This window comes from Enterobacter sp. NFIX58 (assembly GCF_900110475.1).
Classification (GTDB): domain Bacteria; phylum Pseudomonadota; class Gammaproteobacteria; order Enterobacterales; family Enterobacteriaceae; genus Enterobacter; species Enterobacter quasiroggenkampii.
Genome location: NZ_FODW01000001.1, coordinates 929,847 through 949,615, shown reverse-complemented (window position 1 = coordinate 949,615; position 19,769 = coordinate 929,847). Strand labels below are relative to the sequence as shown.

The 19,769-nt window shown below is 55.3% G+C and carries 22 protein-coding genes; 12 read left to right on the top strand and 10 right to left on the bottom strand.

What is annotated here, in order from left to right:
- Positions 1 to 94: 94 nt before the first annotated feature.
- Complete coding sequence (locus BMW97_RS04630; RefSeq protein WP_039266180.1) at positions 95 to 823, top strand: MerR family transcriptional regulator; 729 nt, start codon at positions 95 to 97, stop codon at positions 821 to 823.
- A 182-nt stretch (positions 824 to 1,005) separates the two neighbouring features.
- On the opposite strand, the gene BMW97_RS04625 is transcribed toward BMW97_RS04630, so the two are convergent.
- Genes BMW97_RS04625 through BMW97_RS04615 form a run of 3 tightly spaced genes read right to left on the bottom strand, consistent with a single transcriptional unit; the run spans position 1,006 to position 2,264 of the window.
- A complete protein-coding gene (locus BMW97_RS04625; protein WP_045910305.1) occupies positions 1,006 to 1,497 on the bottom strand; it encodes an Hcp family type VI secretion system effector in 492 nt (163 codons plus the stop codon).
- Positions 1,498 to 1,501: 4 nt separating this feature from the next.
- Positions 1,502 to 1,768, bottom strand: a complete 267-nt coding sequence (locus BMW97_RS04620) for a hypothetical protein (protein WP_072052292.1) — start codon at positions 1,766 to 1,768, stop codon at positions 1,502 to 1,504.
- Positions 1,740 to 2,264 carry a DUF2778 domain-containing protein gene (locus BMW97_RS04615; protein WP_045910306.1) on the bottom strand — a complete coding sequence of 175 codons (525 nt, stop codon included), beginning with the start codon at positions 2,262 to 2,264 and terminating at the stop codon, positions 1,740 to 1,742. The genes BMW97_RS04620 and BMW97_RS04615 overlap by 29 nt, the downstream gene beginning before the upstream one ends.
- 470 nt (positions 2,265 to 2,734) lie before the next feature.
- On the opposite strand from BMW97_RS04615, the gene sufA reads away from it, so the two are divergent.
- From sufA to BMW97_RS04575, 7 genes are all read left to right on the top strand, one after another.
- Complete coding sequence (gene sufA / locus BMW97_RS04605; protein WP_090392560.1) at positions 2,735 to 3,103, top strand: Fe-S cluster assembly scaffold SufA; 369 nt, start codon at positions 2,735 to 2,737, stop codon at positions 3,101 to 3,103.
- An 8-nt stretch (positions 3,104 to 3,111) separates the two neighbouring features.
- Positions 3,112 to 4,602, top strand: a complete 1,491-nt coding sequence (gene sufB, locus BMW97_RS04600) for a Fe-S cluster assembly protein SufB (RefSeq protein ID WP_021241107.1) — start codon at positions 3,112 to 3,114, stop codon at positions 4,600 to 4,602.
- 9 nt (positions 4,603 to 4,611) lie between these two features.
- The gene (gene sufC / locus BMW97_RS04595; RefSeq protein WP_045910308.1) at positions 4,612 to 5,358 is read left to right on the top strand and encodes a Fe-S cluster assembly ATPase SufC; all 747 of its coding nucleotides are present in this window, start codon (positions 4,612 to 4,614) and stop codon (positions 5,356 to 5,358) included.
- Positions 5,333 to 6,604, top strand: a complete 1,272-nt coding sequence (sufD, locus tag BMW97_RS04590; RefSeq protein ID WP_045910309.1) for a Fe-S cluster assembly protein SufD — start codon at positions 5,333 to 5,335, stop codon at positions 6,602 to 6,604. The genes sufC and sufD overlap by 26 nt, the downstream gene beginning before the upstream one ends.
- Positions 6,601 to 7,821: a cysteine desulfurase SufS gene (sufS, locus tag BMW97_RS04585; RefSeq protein WP_045910310.1), complete on the top strand. Its 1,221-nt coding sequence runs from the start codon at positions 6,601 to 6,603 to the stop codon at positions 7,819 to 7,821. The genes sufD and sufS overlap by 4 nt, the downstream gene beginning before the upstream one ends.
- A gap of 14 nt (positions 7,822 to 7,835) precedes the next feature.
- Positions 7,836 to 8,252: a cysteine desulfuration protein SufE gene (gene sufE, locus BMW97_RS04580; protein ID WP_039023841.1), complete on the top strand. Its 417-nt coding sequence runs from the start codon at positions 7,836 to 7,838 to the stop codon at positions 8,250 to 8,252.
- 97 nt (positions 8,253 to 8,349) lie between these two features.
- Positions 8,350 to 9,363 (top strand): L,D-transpeptidase LdtE, encoded by a 1,014-nt coding sequence (locus tag BMW97_RS04575; RefSeq protein ID WP_045910311.1) that lies wholly within the window; start codon positions 8,350 to 8,352, stop codon positions 9,361 to 9,363.
- Between the two features lie 60 nt (positions 9,364 to 9,423).
- On the opposite strand, the gene lpp is transcribed toward BMW97_RS04575, so the two are convergent.
- From lpp to BMW97_RS04555, 4 genes are all read right to left on the bottom strand, one after another.
- Positions 9,424 to 9,660 (bottom strand): murein lipoprotein Lpp, encoded by a 237-nt coding sequence (gene lpp, locus BMW97_RS04570; protein ID WP_010430241.1) that lies wholly within the window; start codon positions 9,658 to 9,660, stop codon positions 9,424 to 9,426.
- Positions 9,661 to 9,969: 309 nt separating this feature from the next.
- Complete coding sequence (gene pykF, locus BMW97_RS04565) at positions 9,970 to 11,382, bottom strand: pyruvate kinase PykF (protein ID WP_045284943.1); 1,413 nt, start codon at positions 11,380 to 11,382, stop codon at positions 9,970 to 9,972.
- A 377-nt stretch (positions 11,383 to 11,759) separates the two neighbouring features.
- Positions 11,760 to 12,905, bottom strand: coding sequence for a trans-sulfuration enzyme family protein (locus BMW97_RS04560; protein WP_045910312.1), 1,146 nt, complete (start codon positions 12,903 to 12,905; stop codon positions 11,760 to 11,762).
- A gap of 11 nt (positions 12,906 to 12,916) precedes the next feature.
- Positions 12,917 to 14,287 (bottom strand): pyridoxal-phosphate dependent enzyme, encoded by a 1,371-nt coding sequence (locus tag BMW97_RS04555; protein ID WP_024909384.1) that lies wholly within the window; start codon positions 14,285 to 14,287, stop codon positions 12,917 to 12,919.
- Positions 14,288 to 14,687: 400 nt separating this feature from the next.
- Between BMW97_RS04555 and BMW97_RS04550 the strand changes: the two genes are divergently transcribed.
- From BMW97_RS04550 to fumD, 4 genes are all read left to right on the top strand, one after another.
- On the top strand, positions 14,688 to 15,710 hold the full coding sequence (locus tag BMW97_RS04550) for a methionine ABC transporter ATP-binding protein (RefSeq protein ID WP_045910313.1): 1,023 nt from the start codon (positions 14,688 to 14,690) through the stop codon (positions 15,708 to 15,710).
- Positions 15,703 to 16,371 carry a methionine ABC transporter permease gene (locus BMW97_RS04545; protein ID WP_008500617.1) on the top strand — a complete coding sequence of 223 codons (669 nt, stop codon included), beginning with the start codon at positions 15,703 to 15,705 and terminating at the stop codon, positions 16,369 to 16,371. The genes BMW97_RS04550 and BMW97_RS04545 overlap by 8 nt, the downstream gene beginning before the upstream one ends.
- A gap of 23 nt (positions 16,372 to 16,394) precedes the next feature.
- Positions 16,395 to 17,207, top strand: a complete 813-nt coding sequence (locus BMW97_RS04540) for a MetQ/NlpA family ABC transporter substrate-binding protein (protein ID WP_008500616.1) — start codon at positions 16,395 to 16,397, stop codon at positions 17,205 to 17,207.
- Between the two features lie 110 nt (positions 17,208 to 17,317).
- Positions 17,318 to 17,527: a fumarate hydratase FumD gene (gene fumD, locus BMW97_RS04535; RefSeq protein WP_023343959.1), complete on the top strand. Its 210-nt coding sequence runs from the start codon at positions 17,318 to 17,320 to the stop codon at positions 17,525 to 17,527.
- Here fumD and BMW97_RS04530 read toward each other — a convergent pair.
- The 3 genes from BMW97_RS04530 to BMW97_RS04520 are packed head-to-tail and all read right to left on the bottom strand — an operon-like array spanning position 17,508 to position 19,769.
- Positions 17,508 to 18,194: an amino acid ABC transporter permease gene (locus BMW97_RS04530; RefSeq protein ID WP_045910314.1), complete on the bottom strand. Its 687-nt coding sequence runs from the start codon at positions 18,192 to 18,194 to the stop codon at positions 17,508 to 17,510. The two genes, fumD and BMW97_RS04530, sit on opposite strands and share 20 nt — an antisense overlap.
- Complete coding sequence (locus tag BMW97_RS04525) at positions 18,178 to 18,954, bottom strand: amino acid ABC transporter permease (RefSeq protein WP_045910315.1); 777 nt, start codon at positions 18,952 to 18,954, stop codon at positions 18,178 to 18,180. The genes BMW97_RS04530 and BMW97_RS04525 overlap by 17 nt, the downstream gene beginning before the upstream one ends.
- Positions 18,954 to 19,769 (bottom strand): amino acid ABC transporter ATP-binding protein, encoded by an 816-nt coding sequence (locus BMW97_RS04520; protein WP_045910316.1) that lies wholly within the window; start codon positions 19,767 to 19,769, stop codon positions 18,954 to 18,956. Before BMW97_RS04520 ends, BMW97_RS04525 begins: the two co-directional genes overlap by 1 nt.

Sequence of the window (19,769 nt, the reverse complement as noted above, 5' to 3'; positions counted from 1 at the left end):
CCGTTCAAAATGCGGTCTTAGTTATACAAATGGTGTGTACAATCTGATAAGGTTGGTGCAGTTAGGTATGGAAGTTCTGAGCGTGAGGGAGTTAATGGCCTATTACAGTATCGGCGAAGTGGCCGAACGATGCGGTATCAACCCCGTTACGCTGCGTGCCTGGCAGCGCCGTTATGGATTGTTGAAGCCGCAGCGCAGCGAAGGGGGTCATCGTCAGTTTGACGATGAAGATATCCTGCGTATCGAAGAGATCAAACGCCTGATGAAGAGTGGCGTTTCGGTCGGGAAAGTAAAAGCCTTGCTGGAAAACAAGGAAGTTTTGACTCAGGGTAACTGGGTCTCGTTCCAGGAAGAGATGATGACCGTTCTGCGCTATGCCAGCCCGGCAAAGCTGCGTGCCAAAGTCGGTGAGTTCCGCCGCGATCACCCGATAGACGCCCTGATTGACAATATTATTTCTCCCGTCCGTCAGCGGATGAACCAGGACCAAAATACCGTGCGTCACATGGCGAGCCTGTTTGACGGGGTCCTGATCGAATTCGCGATCGCAAGCCTGGCAGAGTCCCGCAAAAAAGCCGGTAAAGATGCGCTTCTGATTGGCTGGGAGTGTGATGACCGCACCCATCTGTGGCTTGAAGCCGCGCGCTTATCGCAGAAGGGCTGGCACATTGATGTCCTGGCAGAACCGATTGATTCGCCGCGTCCCGAGCTTTTCCCGGGGCAGAAAATCTTCGTCTGGACGGGGAAATCGCCAACGCCTCGACAGCAGGAACAGCTCGACCACTGGCGTGAGCAGGGTTTTGCTGTCTCATTCCATCATTGAGTGTAAGAGGCCTTGAGGGCCTTTTTTTGTTTTTGTCTCTTTCCATGCAAAATCTATCTCAAGAATAGGCATTATTCCTGCAGATGAGATTTACCCGGCTAATTTTAAAGAACATCTAATTTTTTCTGGGGCTTTGCAGTTGGCTACTTGTTCAATAGGGGACTGTGTCCCCTTATTAATACTCAGCGAGTATGGCGCTCATTCCATGCATCTGAAAATTGAATATTACCGTCAAGAATTCTCCAGGTGATTTTTTCATATTGAATGCTGACGCTTTCTATGTGATTCATTTTATCGTTTCCCGCCAGCTTAACATTTGGAACGCTGCAGTGGACGCCAGTTAATTTCACATTCTCCATAAGAACGGTATAGTAGCAGACCTCCTGGCCTGCATCATTGATGTGATAAAACCTTATTTCTGCGCTTTTCAGCGTTTGCCCGGTTGCTGCAGCCTTGTAAAGATATGGCGTAGAGCTATCAACTTCTTTTTCAATCATCATAGATGAATGTTGGCGGGTGCCGGTGATTTTGCCGTTAGCGCTGTCAACGGGCAAATTTATACCATGGCTCAGGCCGATAATTTCAATGCTTCCTTCACGATCTTGTACGTCAACAGATCCTTTGATATCTGCACCGCCATCGTCTTTAAGCCACATATAGGGAGGTATAGGCATTTTATTATTTCCTTAGTTTTTTGGTTAACTTCATTGTTAAAATATAGAAAGAGGTAGTGATGATTAGCATTGCAAGCCAGTCAATGAATGAATAAGCATCATACATAGATTCAGCATTTTCATTTCCGGTGATAGTGATTGCTGTTGTTCGGGCTAAATCATAGTTAATATATGACTCAGGACCCGGTAGTATATGGCCTATCGCAAATAATAAAATGAGAAAATAAATAATTTTACTTGCCCTACGAGCAAGGATTTTTAATGTAGCCACCCGCTACTACCTCCACCCATCCTCGCGCCATGAGTGACCGCATGCATGGAACCTGAATAAGCGATGTACTCATTAGCGCGTTATGAATCATCGCAAAATCAGACATGTTGGCGATAGTTATGCATCCCTTTGAAACCGTGCCGGGATGTAGTCGGAAATTTCCACGTTTTACATTTTCTATCCATGCGTAATCATCTATACCCCAGTCATCACGCCACAAAGCAAACCAGTCAGATTTACCAAAAGCATTTCGGCCAATAAATCTGTTAGCTGCATCGTGAATCTCCTCTTTTTTTTGGGAGAACCAGTTACCCTCCCTGCGATCAACAATCCAGTATTTCCCCGGGGGAATAGGGCCAGTATTGGCGACATGTCCGCAACTGGCATTGTTTCTGTTGGCTCCCAACCCGGAATGCGCCATGAACACGCCCACACCATACAGATTGAAAGGCGCGTAATCTGCGCCATTCAGAATCATCTTTCCCTGTAACGCCATATGCCACCTTACTTCCTTTGCAAGAGTGTGGTTAATGCTACAGTGATTAATAATGTGATCCAGAGTGAGTGTATGATTTTCAGAAAAAGACTCGCATCAACAGGTTGTCTACTGCTGAGGAGCGCTTGCTGGCCGGGCACCTGAAGCCCTGGCCTTCTTTTAGTGCGCCAAATCGCATCTGTTAGACTGAGTTCACGATAATCAAAGCGGCTATCTCAAAAATAGGCATTTCCGATGCATATTTTACTTTTCACCTCTCCGCCACAAACCCCACGACGAAATGCATTATTAATCAATGCATTGAACAATTAAATCCATCCTGCCTGCATCTTGTCACAGGGTCTATGCTTAATAAAAGTAGGCAAAAAGGGCGGTTTAGCCGAATGCCCCTGCTGACAGAGGGTTGAAGTGATAATCGTTATCACTAACATGGTGTTATGCCCTGATGGCTTATCAGATGAGGTGGACCTATGGAACTGCATTCAGAAACCTTTAATCCTGCCGATTTCGCCTGGCGCGGGTTAACGCTCACGCCAGCGGCGGCGGCACATATTCACGAGCTGGTGGCGAAAAAGCCCGTGATCCTTGGCGTGCGTTTAGGTGTCAAACAGACCGGCTGCGCAGGTTTCGGTTACGTGCTTGATACCGTCACCGAACCCGAGAAAGATGACCTGGTGTTCGAGACCGACGGCGCAAGATTGTACGTCGCGCTGCAGGCCATGCCCTTTATCGATGGCACCGAAGTGGACTACGTCCGCGAAGGCTTAAATCAGTTATTCAAATTTCATAACCCGAAAGCCCAGAACGAATGCGGCTGCGGCGAAAGCTTTGGGGTATAGGCGGAACTATGTCTCGTAATACTGAAGCAACGAGTGAAGTAAATACCTGGAGCGGCGGGCACCTCAACTATAAAGAGGGGTTCTTCACCCAGCTGCAGACCGATGAGCTGGCAAAAGGCATCAACGAGGATGTCGTGCGGGCTATTTCGGCGAAACGTAACGAGCCCGAGTGGATGCTGGAGTTTCGCCTGAGTGCCTACCGCGCCTGGCTGGAGATGGAAGAGCCGCACTGGCTGAAAGCGCATTATGACAAGCTGAACTACCAGGATTACAGCTACTACTCCGCGCCGTCCTGCGGCAGCTGTGATGACACCTGCGCCTCGCAGCCCGGCGCGGTGCAGCAAACCGGCGCGGAGAACAGTTTCCTCAGCAAAGAGGTGGAAGAAGCCTTTAACCAACTGGGCGTACCGGTGCGCGAAGGGAAAGAGGTGGCGGTGGACGCTATCTTTGACTCGGTCTCGGTGGCCACCACCTACCGCGAGAAGCTGGCAGAGCAGGGGATCATTTTCTGCTCCTTCGGCGAAGCGATTCACGATCATCCCGAACTGGTGAAAAAGTACATCGGGACCGTAGTGCCTTCAAACGATAACTTCTTTGCGGCGCTTAACGCGGCGGTGGCCTCGGACGGTACCTTTATTTACGTGCCGAAAGGCGTGCGCTGTCCGATGGAGCTTTCCACCTATTTCCGTATTAATGCCGAAAAAACCGGCCAGTTCGAACGTACCATTCTGGTGGCCGATGAGGGGAGCTACGTCAGCTACATCGAAGGGTGCTCCGCCCCGGTCCGCGACAGCTATCAGCTGCACGCGGCGGTGGTGGAGGTCATCATCCATAAAGACGCCGAGGTGAAATACTCGACGGTGCAAAACTGGTTCCCGGGCGACGGCAATACTGGCGGTATCCTGAACTTCGTGACCAAGCGTGCGCTGTGCGAAGGGGAAAACAGCAAGATGTCGTGGACCCAGTCCGAAACCGGCTCGGCCATCACCTGGAAATACCCGAGCTGCATCCTGCGCGGGGATAACTCTATCGGCGAGTTTTACTCGGTGGCGCTCACCAGCGGTCATCAGCAGGCGGATACCGGCACCAAGATGATCCACATTGGTAAAAACACCAAATCGACCATTATCTCGAAAGGTATCTCCGCCGGACACAGCCAGAACAGCTATCGCGGGCTGGTGAAAATCATGCCGACGGCCACCAATGCGCGAAACTTTACCCAGTGTGACTCGATGCTGATTGGCGCGGACTGCGGCGCACATACCTTCCCGTACGTCGAATGCCGTAATAACACGGCCCAGCTGGAGCACGAGGCGACCACGTCACGGATTGGGGAAGACCAGCTCTTCTACTGCCTGCAGCGCGGGATCAGCGAAGAAGACGCCATCTCGATGATTGTCAACGGCTTCTGTAAGGACGTGTTCTCTGAACTGCCGCTGGAATTTGCCGTTGAAGCCCAGAAACTCCTCGCCATTAGTCTTGAACACAGCGTCGGTTAAGGAAAGCACATGTTAAACATTAAAGATTTACAGGTCAGCGTAGAAGATAAAACCATCCTGCGTGGCCTCAATTTTGACGTTAAGCCGGGCGAAGTCCACGCCATCATGGGGCCGAACGGTTCCGGGAAAAGTACGCTTTCTGCGACGCTGGCCGGGCGCGAAGATTATGAAGTGACCCACGGCTCGGTCGAGTTTAACGGCAAAGATCTGCTGGAGATGTCGCCGGAAGATCGTGCGGGAGAGGGCATTTTTATGGCCTTCCAGTACCCGGTCGAAATTCCTGGCGTCAGCAACCAGTTCTTCCTGCAAACGGCGCTGAATGCGGTGCGCAAGTATCGCGGGCTGGAGGCGCTGGACCGCTTCGACTTCCAGGATCTGATGGAAGAGAAGATCAGGCTGCTGAAAATGCCGGAAGATCTGCTGACCCGCTCGGTGAACGTCGGTTTTTCCGGCGGCGAGAAAAAGCGTAACGACATTCTGCAGATGGCGGTACTCGAGCCCGAGCTGTGCATTCTTGATGAGACCGATTCCGGTCTGGATATCGACGCCCTGAAGATTGTCGCTGACGGCGTCAACGCCCTGCGCGACGGCAATCGCTCGTTTATTATCGTCACCCACTACCAGCGCATTCTGGACTACATCAAGCCGGATTACGTCCACGTGCTTTACCAGGGGCGCATTGTGAAATCCGGTGATTTTACGCTGGTTAAACAACTGGAGGAGCAGGGTTATGGCTGGCTTACCGAACAGCAGTAATGCGCTCCAGCAGTGGCACCGGCTGTTTGAAGCCCAGGGCGGCACACGCTCGGCGCAGGCGCAGCAGCATCTGCAGCAGATGCTGCGTCTTGGCCTGCCGACGCGTAAGCATGAGAACTGGAAATATACCCCGCTTGATGGCCTGCTGAACGCCGAGTTTGTTACCCGTCTGGCGGATCTCACCCCAGCGCAGCGCGACGCGCTGGCCTTGCGTGTCGATGCCGTGCGCCTGGTGTTTGTCGATGGCCAGTTCCGTCCGGAACTGAGCGACACGGTCCAGGAGAGCGGCTTTGAGATTGAGATAAACGACGATCGCCAGCGCCTGAGCGCCCCGGTTCAGCCCGAGGTTTTCCTGCACCTTACCGAGAGCCTGGCCCGCAGCGTGACGCATATCGCCGTGAAGCGTAACCAGCGTCCGTCAAAGCCGCTGCTGCTGATGCATATCACTCAGGGTCTGGACGGCGATGAAATCAATACCGCGCACTATCGTCACCATCTTGAGCTGGCGGAGGGCGCGGAGGCCACGGTCATCGAACATTACGTCAGCCTCAATGAGACGCGTCACTTTACCGGGTCGCGTCTGACGATGAACGTTGCCGCGAATGCGCAACTTCACCACGTCAAGCTGGCGTTTGAGAATGCGCAGAGCCACCACTTTGCCCATAACGACATTGTCCTGGGCCAGGATGCCGCCGCGTACAGCCACAGCTTCCTGCTCGGCGGGGCGGTGCTGCGCCACAACACCAGCACGCAGCTTAACGGGGAAAACACCACGCTGCGCATCAACAGCCTGGCGATGCCGGTTAAATCGGAAGTGTGTGACACGCGCACGTGGCTGGAGCACAACAAAGGCTACTGCAACAGCCGCCAGCTGCACAAAACCATCGTCAGTGATAAAGGGCGCGCGGTGTTTAACGGCCTGATTAACGTGGCGCAGCACGCCATTAAAACCGACGGGCAGATGACCAACAACAATCTGCTGTTAGGGCGACTGGCGGAGGTGGACACCAAACCGCAGCTGGAAATCTACGCGGACGACGTCAAATGCAGCCACGGTGCGACGGTCGGGCGAATCGACGACGAGCAGATGTTCTACCTGCGCTCGCGCGGTATCGACCAGCAGGCGGCGCAGAAAATGATTATCTACGCGTTTGCCGCCGAACTGACGGAAGCGCTGCACGATGGTCAGTTAAAACTGCAGGTGCTGGATCGGATCGGTCAGCGCCTGCCTGGAGGCGAAGCATGAGTTTTCCCGTCGAAAAAGTACGGGCAGATTTCCCGGTTCTGACCCGTGAAGTAAACGGTCTGCCGTTGGCCTATCTGGACAGCGCGGCCAGCGCGCAGAAGCCGAATCAGGTGGTGGATGCCGAAGCCGAGTTCTATCGCCACGGCTATGCCGCCGTGCATCGCGGTATTCATACCCTGAGCGCCGAGGCGACCCAGCGGATGGAAAACGTGCGCACGCAGCTTGCCGCCTTCCTTAACGCCCGCTCGCCGGAAGAACTGGTCTTTGTTCGCGGGACCACCGAAGGGATCAACCTTGTCGCTAACAGCTGGGGCAACGCGCAGGTCCACGCGGGGGATAACATCATCATCACCCAGATGGAGCACCACGCCAATATCGTGCCGTGGCAGATGCTCTGCGAGCGCGTGGGCGCCCAGCTGCGGGTGATCCCGCTAAACGCTGACGGGACGCTTCAGCTTGAGCAGCTTGACCTCTTGCTGGATGACCGTACGCGGCTGGTGGCGGTTACCCAGGTCTCCAACGTGCTGGGGACAGAAAACCCGGTGGCAGAGATCGTCGAAAAGGCCCATCAGGCGGGGGCAAAGGTCCTGATTGACGGGGCCCAGGCGGTGATGCACCACGCGGTTGACGTCCAGGCGCTGGACTGTGATTTCTACGTCTTTTCAGGCCACAAGCTCTATGGGCCGACCGGGATCGGCGTGCTGTATGTGAAAGAAGAGATCCTGCAGGCGATGCCGCCGTGGGAAGGGGGCGGGTCGATGATCGCCACTGTCAGCCTGACGGAAGGCACGACCTATGCGCGCGCGCCGTGGCGTTTTGAGGCGGGCACGCCCAACACCGGGGGGATTATCGGGCTGGGGGCGGCGGTCTCCTACGTCTCTGGCATCGGCCTGGACGCCATTCAGGAGTACGAACAGCTGCTGATGCACTACGCGCTGGCGGAACTTGCCAGCGTGCCGGATTTGACCCTCTACGGGCCTGCCGATCGGCAAGGGGTGATTGCGTTTAATCTCGGGAAACACCATGCCTATGACGTGGGCAGTTTTCTCGATAACTACGGCGTGGCGGTCCGTACCGGGCACCACTGCGCCATGCCGCTGATGGCGTTTTACCAGGTACCGGCAATGTGCCGCGCATCGCTGGTGATGTACAACACGACGGAAGAGGTCGACAGGCTGGTGGCGGGGCTTAAGCGCATTCATCAGCTGCTGGGCTAACGGAGAGGCGAAAGATGGCAGAGCTGCCGGACAAAGATAAATTACTGCGCAACTTCTCGCGTTGCGCAAACTGGGAAGAGAAGTATCTCTATATCATTGAGCTGGGACAGCGCTTACCGCCGCTCGGTGAAGAGGCGCACAGTGCAGAGAACACTATTCAGGGCTGTCAGAGCCAGGTGTGGATTGTGATGGCGCAGTCTGATGACGGCACGATCGAATTGCGCGGCGACAGCGATGCCGCCATTGTAAAAGGGCTTATTGCCGTCGTCTTTAGCCTTTACCAGCAGATGTCGGCGCAGGATATTGTGGCGTTTGATGTCCGTCCGTGGTTTGAAAAAATGGCCTTAACCCAACACCTCACCCCGTCCCGTTCTCAGGGACTGGAAGCGATGATTCGCGCCATCCGCGCCAAAGCTGCAATCCTTAGCTAGACTTACATAACTGCATTCATTCTGTTTCGCGAGGTGGTTCCCGCCTCGCTGGTTTTTCAGCTTTCTGGCGTTCTGTCAGTGAATAAGGAATCTCAGCATGAAGCGCGCGTCTCTCATTACTCTATTACTCCTCAGTTCGCTCGGTGCCCTTAATTCGGCCCGTGCGATGGACTATCCGTTGCCGCCCGCAGGCAGTCGTCTGATTGGGCAAAATCAAACCTACACGATACAGGAAGGGGATAATAAGCTGCAGACCATTGCCCGTCGGTTTAATACGGCGGCGCAGGTGATCCTGGAAACCAACAATACCATTGCGCCGGTAAACCCTGCGCCGGGAACCGTGATAACCATTCCGTCGCAAATGCTGTTGCCGGATACGCCCCGCGAGGGAATAGTGGTAAATCTCGCTGAGCTTCGGCTCTACTACTTCCCGCCGGGGCAAAACATTGTTCAGGTTTTCCCCCTGGGCATTGGTCAGTTGGGGCTGGAAACACCGGTGACGACCACGCGGGTAAGCCAGAAAATCCCTAATCCGACCTGGACACCCACGCCGGGCATCAGAGCACGCTCTCTGGAGCAGGGCATTAAACTGCCTCCGGTGGTTCCTGCCGGGCCAAATAACCCCCTGGGACGCTTCGCGCTGCGTTTAGGCGTGGGGAATGGGGAATATCTTATCCACGGTACCAGCGCGCCGGACAGCGTCGGCCTGCGGGTCAGCTCTGGCTGTATGCGGATGAACGCCCCGGACATTAAGGCCCTGTTCGAACAGGTGCGGGTGGGCACGCGGGTGCAGATTATTAATGAACCCGTGAAGTTTTCCGTTGAGCCGGATGGTAAACGCTATATTGAGGTCCACCGTCCGCTGGCGCAGGTAGAAGGGGAAAATCCACAGGTCTCGCCCATTACCCATTCCTCCGAGTTTGCGACCTTTGTTTCCCAGGCGGGAAGCGATAAGGCGCTAATTGATAAAGCCCTGTCACGTCGCGCCGGGATCCCGGTTATCGTGTCGGCCGGTAGCGGCCCGTCAGCCAGCAATAGCGTGTTGTCGGTGCAGAACAGCCGGGTATCTGCTGCGGTAGCGGAAGATGAAGGGGAGAAGGTGACGCAGTAGCCGTTTAACTCAGGCAAAAAAAATGGCGCACAATGTGCGCCATTTTATTAACAGGTACTATTACTTACGGTATTTAGTAGCCTGGTTGTCCAGACGCTGGTTAGCGCGAGCTGCGTCGTCTTTAGCAGCCTGAACGTCGGAACGGATTGCGTTCACGTCGTTGCTCAGCTGGTCAACTTTAGCGTTCAGAGTCTGAACGTCAGAAGACAGCTGATCGATTTTAGCGTTGCTGGAGCAACCAGCCAGCAGAGTAGAACCCAGGATTACCGCGCCCAGTACCAGTTTAGTACGATTCATTATTAATACCCTCTAGATTGAGTTAATCTCCATGTAGCGTTACAAGTATTACACAAAGTTTTTTGGGTTGAGAATATTTTTTTGATGGGAATACACCTATTTTTGATCGTTCGCTCAAAGAAGCATCGAATCAGCCCGTTTCGGGTAAAAATCTAAGGAAAAAAAGGCATTTATCATCGGATTCATCTTAGATAATTCGCAATTAAATAGAAAAACCCGATTTGCATTTTGAATGACTTTGGCTAATGCCAGGAATAAAAAAAGCGCCCGGCGGGCGCTTTTTATCCAAATTAATTCGTTCGGGAATTATTACAGCACGTGAACAGATGCGGTATTGGTGGTGCCGCTTGGTACCAGCGCGCCAGAAACCATGACCACAACATCACCTTTCTGTGCCAGACCGCTTTCCAGAGCCAGTGCTTTACCCTGAATGTAGAAATCGTCAGTAGAGGCGATCTCTTTAACCAGATGCGCAACGACGCCTTTGCTCAGCACCAACTGACGAGCGGTGGTTTCGTTGGTGGTCAGGGCCAGGATGGTCGCATCCGGGAAGTATTTACGCACGGCGCGCGCAGATTTACCGCCCTGAGTGGCAACCACGATCAGTGGGGCTTCCAGTTTCTCAGCGGTTTCTACTGCACCACGGCATACTGCTTCGGTGATACGCAGCTTGCGGCTGTCGTTATTGAAGTCCAGACGGCTGGTCATCACGCGGTCAGTACGTTCACAGATGGTCGCCATGATGCCGACCGCTTCCAGCGGGTATTTACCTTTCGCGGATTCGCCGGACAGCATAACCGCATCAGTACCGTCGAGGATGGCGTTTGCCACGTCGCCTGCTTCAGCGCGGGTTGGGCGTGGGTTTTTGATCATGGAGTCCAGCATCTGCGTTGCGGTGATAACCACTTTACGCGCGCGCACACACTTCTCGATCATCATCTTCTGCGCGAAGATCACTTCTTCAACCGGGATTTCAACGCCCAGGTCGCCACGTGCAACCATGATGCCGTCAGACGCTTCGAGGATTTCGTCGAAGTTGTTCAGGCCTTCCTGGTTTTCGATTTTGGAGATGATCTGGATCTTCTCGCCGCCGTGCGCTTTCAGGTGCTCACGGATTTCAACCACGTCGGAACGCTTACGGATGAAGGAGGCCGCGACGAAGTCAACGCCTTGCTCGCAGCCGAAGATCAGGTCCTGTTTGTCTTTTTCAGCCAGGGCTGGCAGCGCGATGGAGACGCCCGGCAGGTTAACGCCTTTGTTTTCGCCCAGGTCGCCGTTGTTCAGCACTTTACAGATAACTTTGTTGCCTTCGATAGCGGTGACTTCCATACCGATCAGACCATCGTCGACCAGCACGGTGTTACCGACGGACAGATCGCTGGTGAAGCCTTCGTAGGTCACTGCAACGATTTCGCTGTTGCCGACGACGGATTTGTCGGTGGTGAAGGTGAAGGTCTGGCCCGCTTTCAGAGAGACGTCGTTACCGCCTTCCAGTTTGATGGTACGGATTTCTGGACCTTTGGTATCCAGCAAGATGGCCGCTTTTTTACCGGTCTTGCTCATCACGTTGCGCAAGTTCTGGATGCGCTGGCCGTGCTCTGCGTAGTCACCGTGGGAGAAGTTCAGACGCATCACGTTCATGCCGGCGTCCAGCATTTTGCTCAGCATCTCTTCAGATTCGGTTTTCGGGCCGATAGTACAAACAATTTTCGTCTTTTTCATGACAGTCTTAGTCTTTAAGTTGGGAAGGATATGGAAATCTCGCTCCGGGGGCGCACCGCCGCGGAGTCAAACCTGTGTTGCAAAAGAGTATATGACACGCACTAAGGATAGGAGACATCAAATGAGCGTGCAGAAGAAAGTGTGCCTGAGTGACAGCCCAACGAAGGAGAGGAGAAGTTGTACGTTGTTTTTTGTATTCCAAGCGCTGAAACCATTCACCAGGGATTTGGCGCGCATTATACGCTGATTTTAAGATAAAAGGAAAATGGAAACGGTGTTTCAGAAATAATCAATGCTGTTTCACATAATATTGTTATCAAGGCGTTAAGCCATGATGACAACTTGTGGCGGCAGGTGAGTAACCTGCCGCCGTTTGCTTATTTTTGCAGCGCCTGGCTGAGGTCTGCAATCAGGTCTTTAGGATCTTCAATTCCCACCGACAGGCGGATCAGCTGCGGCACAATGCCGTTTGCCAGGCGTTGTTCCAGCGGAATCGAGGCGTGCGTCATACTGTAAGGCTGGCTTACCAGACTCTCCACGCCGCCCAGACTTTCCGCAAGAGTGAACAACTTCAGGTTGCGAATCACCTCGGTGGCGCGTTGCGCATCGCCTTTTACCACGACGGAAATCATGCCACCGGGCAGCGCCATCTGCGTGCGGGCCAGCTGGTACTGTGGATGTGATTCCAGGCCAGGATAGAATACCTTTTCGACCAGAGGATGCTGATCAAGCCATTGCGCAATCGCCAGCGCGTTGGTGCTGTGCTTTTCGACCCTCAGCGCAAGCGTGCGAATACCGCGCAGTGTCAGGAAGCTGCTGAACGGATCCAGGACGCCGCCCACCGCGTTTTGCAGATAGCCCAGCTTGTCCGCCAGTTCCTTGTTGTCCCCGACAATCGCCAGCCCGGCCACCACGTCAGAGTGGCCGTTAAGGTATTTGGTGGCAGAGTGCACCACGATATCGAAACCGGACTCCAGCGGACGGTGGATCACCGGCGACGCGAAGGTGTTATCCGCCACGCTGATGACGTTATGACGACGGGCGATTGCCGCGATGGCCGCCAGATCGGCCAGCTTCAGCAGCGGGTTGGTCGGCGTCTCTACCCACACCATACGCGTCTGTGGGCGAATGGCGGCCTCGAGCCCGGCCAGGTCGTCCGGTTTAACCCAACTGACCTGCAGCCCGGTGCTGCGCTTGCGCACATTTTCGATCAGGCGGTACGTCCCACCGTAAACGTCATCAATGGCGACAATATGGCTGTCTTTATCCAGCAGTTCGAGCACCGTGGAGATAGCCGCCAGACCGGAGGCAAAAGCGTAGCCGCGCGTGCCGCCTTCCAGTTCGGCAATCGCCGTTTCCAGCGCATGGCGGGTAGGGTTGCCGCTGCGGGAGTACTCATAACCGGTATGCTCCCCGGGCGCGGGTTGCGCAAACGTCGAGGTGGCGTAAATCGGCGGCATGACGGCGCCGTGCTGGTCGTTGAATTCGCCGCTGTGTACGCTGAGGGTGGCCAGATTTTTCATCATTGATTCCTTTATTGCTGTAGACGGTTGCGCCAGGCGGTCAGAACGTCGCTGCGCGTAATCAGACCGAGAAAACGGTCGTTGTCATTAATGACGGCCACCAGGCCGCGGTCGAAGATGGCGTTCAGGGCGCTTTCCGGCGCGTGTTTATCAAGGAACTCGACCTGACGCGTCATGGCTGCCGTCACCGGCAGCGCGAAGCGATCGCCGTCGCCGCCGATATGCCGCAGGAGATCCCACTCGTCGATAATGCCCACCACCTTGCCGTTCTCCAGCACCGGCAGCTGGGAGATGTCATACAGACGCATGCGCGCCAGGACAGTGGAGAGCGTGTCGTCCGGGGCAGCGGTGACGGTAGCGCCTTCATCGTGGCGCAGGGCGATGTAGTCAGAGAGATCGCCGGCCTGAGGACGCGTGATGAGCCCCTGCTGTCGCATCCAGTCGTCGTTGAACATCTTCGAGAGATATTTATTGCCGCTGTCGCAGGCGAAGGTCACCACCCGCTTCGGCGTGGTTTGCGCCTGGCAATACTTCAGCGCGGCCGCCAGCAGCGTGCCGCTGGAGGAGCCCGCCAGAATGCCCTCCGTTTTCAGCAGCTCGCGCGCGGTGGTGAAGGCCTCGCGGTCGGTGATGCGCCAGGCGCGATTCACCCCTTCAATGTGGGCCAGCGGAGGAATAAAGTCTTCGCCAATTCCCTCAACCAGCCAGGAGCCCGCGTCGTGGTAGCGTCCGGTTTCCACCTGGTCGGCGAGAACGGATCCAGCCGGGTCAGCCAGGACAAACTCCGTGTGCGGAGAGTGCTCGGCGAACCACGCCTGCAGGCCGCCCAGCGTGCCGCCTGAGCCGACGCCCACCACGATGGCGTCGATTTTGCCGTCAAGCTGCTCATACAGTTCCGGCGCCGTGGTGGTGCGGTGCGCCAGCGGGTTGGCTTCGTTGTTGAACTGGTCGATGTAAAACGCGCCAGGCAGTTCGTTCGCCAGACGCTGGGCGTAATCCTGGTAATAGGCAGGATGGCCTTTGTTGACGTCGGAGCGGGTCAGCACCACCTGGGCACCCAGCGCGCGCAGGTGGAAAATCTTCTCGCGGCTCATTTTGTCCGGCACCACCAGGATCAGCGAGTAGCCTTTCTGGGCGGCGATCAGGGCCAGGCCGAGACCGGTATTGCCCGCCGTGGCCTCAATAATCGTGCCGCCTGGCTGCAGCTGGCCGGTACGTTCCGCTTCGTTAATCATCGACAGCGCAACGCGATCCTTAATCGACCCGCCCGGATTTTGGTTTTCCAGCTTCAGGAACAGCGAGCAGGGACCGGTATCAAGCTTATGCAGCTGGATCAGCGGGGTACGACCAATCAGTTCGGTGACGGAGTGATAAATCGTCATGATGTTTTCCTTTCTGGATGTCATGACGGGATGATAGGGCGATGAAATTTTCTCAATAAAGAACCATTCACTGCCGTTTAGAACAGAAAGGAATATAAATGCCATTTCTGGATGGAAGGACAGCAAGACGTAAAGTTGTCTGGATGTGAGGATGGCTATATCGGGATAAAATGCTGCAAAAATGACCGTTTTTTGCGCCCGTCCGCCAGCGGATATGCATCCGGCAGATAATCATTGCTGAAATTGGTCTAAATGCTTCGCACCCGGTAAATCCGCTGTTTATTGCCGAAAGTTATAACACATTCTTTTTTGTTCATTTAAAAGCTGATAACGCCTGTTTACTATCGTTTGGACATCCATACTGCTAAACCGCCACGGGCGGCACGGATAACGAATAAGAATGATTGTACTGAGCAATATTTCGAAGGTTTTTGACAACGGAAAGGTGGCACTCACAGCCGTTGATAATGTCAATTTGACGATAGCACAGGGACAGATATACGGGATCATTGGTTACAGCGGCGCAGGTAAAAGTACGCTTATCCGCCTGCTGAATGGTCTGGAAAAACCGAGCAGCGGCAGCGTAACCATCAACGGGCAGAACATTTCTGCCGCAAAAGGTGAAGCACTGCGCCAGGCGCGTCTGAAGATCAGCATGGTGTTTCAGCACTTCAACCTGCTGTGGTCGCGCACGGTCAGCGAGAATATTGCGTTCTCGATGCAAATTGCTGGCGTACCGAAAGCCGAAATAAAGGCCCGCGTGGCCGAGCTTATTGAACTCGTTGGCCTGAAAGGTCGCGAGCATGCTTATCCGTCACAGCTGAGCGGTGGGCAAAAGCAGCGCGTGGGCATTGCGCGTGCGCTGGCTAATCGCCCGGATGTGCTGCTCTGCGATGAAGCCACCTCCGCGCTTGACCCGCAGACCACCGATCAGATCCTCGATCTGCTGCTGGATATTAACCGTCGGTTCAAGCTGACCATCGTGCTGATCACGCACGAGATGCACGTGGTGCGCAAAATCTGCGACCGTGTGGCGGTGATGGAGAACGGTAAAGTGGTGGAAGAGGGCGACGTGTTGAGCGTCTTTACCCATCCGCAGCAGCCGATTACGCAGCAGTTTGTTCGTCAGGTGAGCCAGTACGCTGAAGAAGAAACCTTCAATACCGAACTGGCAAACGATCTGGAAGGTACGGTCATCAGGCTGACCTTTACTGGGCACAGCACGCACAAACCGATTGTGGGCGAACTGACGCTGCGCTACGGCCTGCCGTTTAACATCCTGCACGGAAAAATGACCCAAACCGCTCACGGCGTGTTTGGTCAACTCTGGGTGCACGTCGTGGCATCTGATGAACAACTGAACAATATCCTCGCCGACCTGCAGCACAGCGATATTGAAGGCGAGGTGATTAAACATGGCTGAGAATCTCTTTCCGCATCTCAAGTGGGATCAGCTCTGGGCGGCAACGCTGGAGACGCTGTACATGACCGCGCTTTCCGGTGTGGCGACCTTTGTATTAGGCATCGTGCTGGGTCTGGCGCTGTTTTTAACCGCGCGCGGCGGATTGTTCCACAACCGCACGGTGTATAGCGTCATTTCGATTGTGGTGAACGTGTTCCGCTCGATTCCGTTCATCATTTTGATTGTGCTGCTGATCCCGTTCACCAAGACCGTTGTCGGCACCATTCTTGGCGCCAACGCGGCGCTGCCGGCCCTGATTGTGGGTGCCGCACCGTTCTACGCACGCCTGGTTGAGATCGCCCTGCGTGAAGTGGATAAAGGCGTGATTGAAGCGACGCGCTCGATGGGCGCACGACTGAGCACGCTCGTGTTTCGGGTTTTACTGCCGGAATCATCACCTGCACTGGTATCGGGTATTACGGTAACGCTGATTGCGCTGGTGAGCTACAGCGCCATGGCGGGGGTGATTGGCGCCGGTGGTTTGGGAAATCTGGCTTATCTGGAAGGATTCCAGCGCAACCATGGTGACGTCACGCTGGTGGCAACGGTGACCATTCTGATCATCGTTTTCATTATCCAGTTCTGCGGCGATGTCATTACTTCACTGTTAGATAAACGCTAATAAATACACACAGGAACCACATCATGAAAAAGACACTGACACTGATCGCCGCTGCAACCCTGAGCGCCCTGAGCTTCGCCTCCTGGGCCGACACCCTGACCGTGGGGGCATCCAATACGCCGCACGCCGAAATTCTGGAGCAGGCAAAGCCGATTCTGGCGAAGCAGGGTATCGACCTGGAGATTAAACCGTTCCAGGACTACATTCTGCCGAACACCGCGCTGGCGGGTCATGACATCGATGCGAACTATTTCCAGCACATTCCTTACCTGAACAGCGTGCTGAAAGATCATGCGGGCGATAAGGACTACGATTTTGTCAGTGCGGGCGCGATCCACATTGAGCCAATCGGCATCTACTCCAAAAAATACAAGTCGCTGAAAGACCTGCCGGAAGGTGGCAAGATCATCATGCGTGACGCGGTTTCTGAAGAGGGTCGTATTCTTTCCATCTTCGAGAAAGAGGGCGTGATCAAGCTGAAGCCGGGCATCGATAAAGTGACCGCGCGCATCAGCGACATCGTCGAGAACCCGAAAAAGCTGAAGTTCACGCCTAACGTTGAAGCGTCTCTGCTGCCGCAGATGTACAACAACAACGAAGGCGATGCGGTGGTGATTAACGCCAACTACGCGATTGACGCCGGTCTGGATCCGGTTCACGACCCGATTGCGGTTGAGAGCGGTGAAAACAACCCGTATGCCAACATCATCACCGTGCATCGCGGTGACGAGAAGAAGAAAGACATCGTTGCGCTGGTGAACGTGCTGCACTCGAAAGAGATTCAGGACTGGATCCGCACCAAGTACAAAGGCGCGGTCATTCCAGTTAACAACTAATTAGCTGATTTTACAGATGAAGCCCGGCGAGTTCCTCGCCGGGCTTCTTTTTTGTATCCGGCAGGAGAATCATTTAAGCTCAACGTTTAACAGGCAATGGAGTGATGACGATGGGTAACGTGACCAAAGATGAAGCGCTGTATCAGGAGATGTGCCGGGTGGTCGGGAAGGTCGTGCTTGAGATGCGTGATTTAGGGCAGGAGCCAAAGCATATTGTCATTGCCGGGGTACTGCGTACCGCGCTGGCGAACCAGCGCGTGAAACGCAGTGCATTGACAACCGAGGCAATGGAAACGGTGGTTAAAGCGCTGGCCGGGTAAGGCGCCAGCGTTTCGCAAGCTGCTCGAGCGAGCAGCAGAGCAGGTAGTAGACCACGCCCGTAAAGATAAAAATGGCCGCCGGGTAGATTTGCACCCGGTTGTTGACCTGTCCCGCCACCGTGGTCAGCTCCGGGACGTTCACGATAAACGCCAGCGACGTATCCTTCAGCAGGCTGATAAAAATCCCCACCAGCGACGGCAGAATATTCCTCAGCGCCTGCGGCAGCAGCACGCGCCACAGGGTTTGCTGCGTGCTGAATCCCTGTGACAGCGCGGCTTCGAACTGCCCGGTCGGCAGCGCGCTCAGTCCGGCCAGCACTGAGTGCATCACGGTGGCCGCCGTAAACCAGGCCAGCGCCAGCGTGACGGTCAGCGCCCCGGGCAGATCGCCCCCGGCCATGAGCGGCAGGAGATACCACATCCAGAAAATCACGAAGATGAGCGGGATCCCGCGAATCAGCTCTGCCCATAAAAAGAGGACTTTTCGCACGAGCCCGGTAAAGCGCCAGGCCAGGCACGCGAGCAGTATCCCTCCGGGCAGAGCGATAACCGCAGCGCCTGCTGCCATCATTAACGAAAGCAGTACGCCTCCCGGTTCACCGGCTGCCGCGCGTCCCCACAGCAGATAATCGAGGTTATCGGTGATGACATTAAGTCCGGCAATCATGTTTTTCACTCCCTGTGGTGGCGACGATCGGGCGTTTACGTTTCGCCTGCGGCCCAAGGCGGACCAGCACCATTCCCATGACCAGACCGATCAGCAGATAGAGTGCAGTACCGAGGGTAAATGCCTCCAGCGCGTGCGCGTTAAAGCTTTCGATCTGCCTGACCTGGTAGGTGAGCTCGGCAAAGCCAATCCCGCTGGCGAGCGAGGAGAGCTTCATCAGGTTGAGATACTGGCCCACAACGGGCTGCCAGGCGTTAGCCAGCCCCTGCGGCAGCAGGATGTAGCGAAATACGCGCCATGCCGAGAATCCCTGGGCGAGCGCCGCCTCCCGTTGCCCGACTGGCACAGAACGCAACCCGGCTTCCACTTCTTCGATTAAAAACGCTGAGGTAAAAACGCCCAGCCCCCAGGCAGAGCATAAAAATTCGGGCGTAAACCACCAGACGTCGCCGGGCAGAATGGACCAGCTGTGATCGGCGTTGACCACGTCGCGAAACGCCTGCGGCAGCCCGTTCCAGGCAGCAAAATACCAGAACAGCAGCTGCACCAGCAGCGGCGTATTGCGAAACAGTGATACCCAGCCGCTGACGATCGCTTTCCCGACGCGTCCGCCTGAAAGGCGCAGAAGCATAAAGAGCAGTGCGAGCAGGCTGGCCAGCGCGATCCCCGCCAGCGTCACCCACAGGGTGGTAAGAAATCCGGAAAGTATCCACTGCAGAGGCTGTCCGGTCAGTACTCCCTGCCAGTCGAGCGCGGGCATTACAGATGCTCCTGATGCAGCGGGTCCAGCACCTTTTGCAGGAACCGCTGCGCGCGAGGATGCGCTGGCTGGCTGAAAAACTGCGCCGGCGGCGCGGTTTCCAGAATTTGCCCGCCGTCGATAAAGACAATCCGGTCGGCAATTTCCCGGGCAAACTGCATCTCATGGGTCACCACGATCATCGTGATCCCGCTGTGGGCGAGGGCTTTCATCACAAACAGCACCTCACCAATCATCTCGGGATCCAGCGCGGAGGTGGGTTCATCGAAAAGAATGATTTGCGGTGAAGAGGCGAGGGCGCGGGCTATCGCCACGCGCTGCTGCTGTCCGCCGGATAGCTCTGCCGGGAAATGGTGGGCCTTTTCCAGCATCCCGACTTTCTCCAGCAGGGCCAGCGCGCGCGCCTGGGCTGGCTCTGGCTTCCAGCCGTGAACGTGCTCCAGTGCCAGGGTAATGTTCTGGCTGGCGGTGAGATGGGCATAAAGGTTGAACTGCTGGAATACAAACCCCACGCGGCTTCGCAGCTGGCGCAGCCCGCTACCGGAGAGCTTTCCGGTAGGCTTGTTGTCGACCAGGATCTCTCCGCCGCTCAGGGGTTCAAGCTGGTTGATAAGACGAATCAGGGTGGATTTACCGGAACCCGACGGGCCGAGGATAGCAACCACTTCACCGGGCGTGATGGTGAGGTTAATGTCGTTCAAAACCTGATGGTCACCGTAGCGTTTGTCCACATGACGAAACTCGACGCTGGCCTGTTCCAGATGTGAAAAATCCGCGGCACCGGCCGCGGAGTGTGAAAATAAACCTGAGAGCAT

Coding starts and splice junctions, on each gene's coding strand:
- sufB (WP_021241107.1), top strand. CDS start 3,112: ATGTCTCGTAATACTGAAGCAACGAGTGAAGTAAATACCTGGAGCGGC.
- BMW97_RS04530 (WP_045910314.1), bottom strand. CDS start 18,194: ATGATTGCCGGACTTAATGTCATCACCGATAACCTCGATTATCTGCTG.
- BMW97_RS04525 (WP_045910315.1), bottom strand. CDS start 18,954: ATGCCCGCGCTCGACTGGCAGGGAGTACTGACCGGACAGCCTCTGCAG.
- BMW97_RS04520 (WP_045910316.1), bottom strand. CDS start 19,769: ATGCTCTCAGGTTTATTTTCACACTCCGCGGCCGGTGCCGCGGATTTT.
- sufC (WP_045910308.1), top strand. CDS start 4,612: ATGTTAAACATTAAAGATTTACAGGTCAGCGTAGAAGATAAAACCATC.
- BMW97_RS04625 (WP_045910305.1), bottom strand. CDS start 1,497: ATGCCTATACCTCCCTATATGTGGCTTAAAGACGATGGCGGTGCAGAT.
- fumD (WP_023343959.1), top strand. CDS start 17,318: ATGGGTAACGTGACCAAAGATGAAGCGCTGTATCAGGAGATGTGCCGG.
- sufD (WP_045910309.1), top strand. CDS start 5,333: ATGGCTGGCTTACCGAACAGCAGTAATGCGCTCCAGCAGTGGCACCGG.
- BMW97_RS04550 (WP_045910313.1), top strand. CDS start 14,688: ATGATTGTACTGAGCAATATTTCGAAGGTTTTTGACAACGGAAAGGTG.
- sufS (WP_045910310.1), top strand. CDS start 6,601: ATGAGTTTTCCCGTCGAAAAAGTACGGGCAGATTTCCCGGTTCTGACC.
- BMW97_RS04630 (WP_039266180.1), top strand. CDS start 95: ATGGCCTATTACAGTATCGGCGAAGTGGCCGAACGATGCGGTATCAAC.
- BMW97_RS04615 (WP_045910306.1), bottom strand. CDS start 2,264: ATGGCGTTACAGGGAAAGATGATTCTGAATGGCGCAGATTACGCGCCT.
- BMW97_RS04540 (WP_008500616.1), top strand. CDS start 16,395: ATGAAAAAGACACTGACACTGATCGCCGCTGCAACCCTGAGCGCCCTG.
- BMW97_RS04560 (WP_045910312.1), bottom strand. CDS start 12,905: ATGAAAAATCTGGCCACCCTCAGCGTACACAGCGGCGAATTCAACGAC.
- lpp (WP_010430241.1), bottom strand. CDS start 9,660: ATGAATCGTACTAAACTGGTACTGGGCGCGGTAATCCTGGGTTCTACT.
- pykF (WP_045284943.1), bottom strand. CDS start 11,382: ATGAAAAAGACGAAAATTGTTTGTACTATCGGCCCGAAAACCGAATCT.
- BMW97_RS04575 (WP_045910311.1), top strand. CDS start 8,350: ATGAAGCGCGCGTCTCTCATTACTCTATTACTCCTCAGTTCGCTCGGT.
- sufA (WP_090392560.1), top strand. CDS start 2,735: ATGGAACTGCATTCAGAAACCTTTAATCCTGCCGATTTCGCCTGGCGC.
- BMW97_RS04555 (WP_024909384.1), bottom strand. CDS start 14,287: ATGACGATTTATCACTCCGTCACCGAACTGATTGGTCGTACCCCGCTG.
- sufE (WP_039023841.1), top strand. CDS start 7,836: ATGGCAGAGCTGCCGGACAAAGATAAATTACTGCGCAACTTCTCGCGT.
- BMW97_RS04545 (WP_008500617.1), top strand. CDS start 15,703: ATGGCTGAGAATCTCTTTCCGCATCTCAAGTGGGATCAGCTCTGGGCG.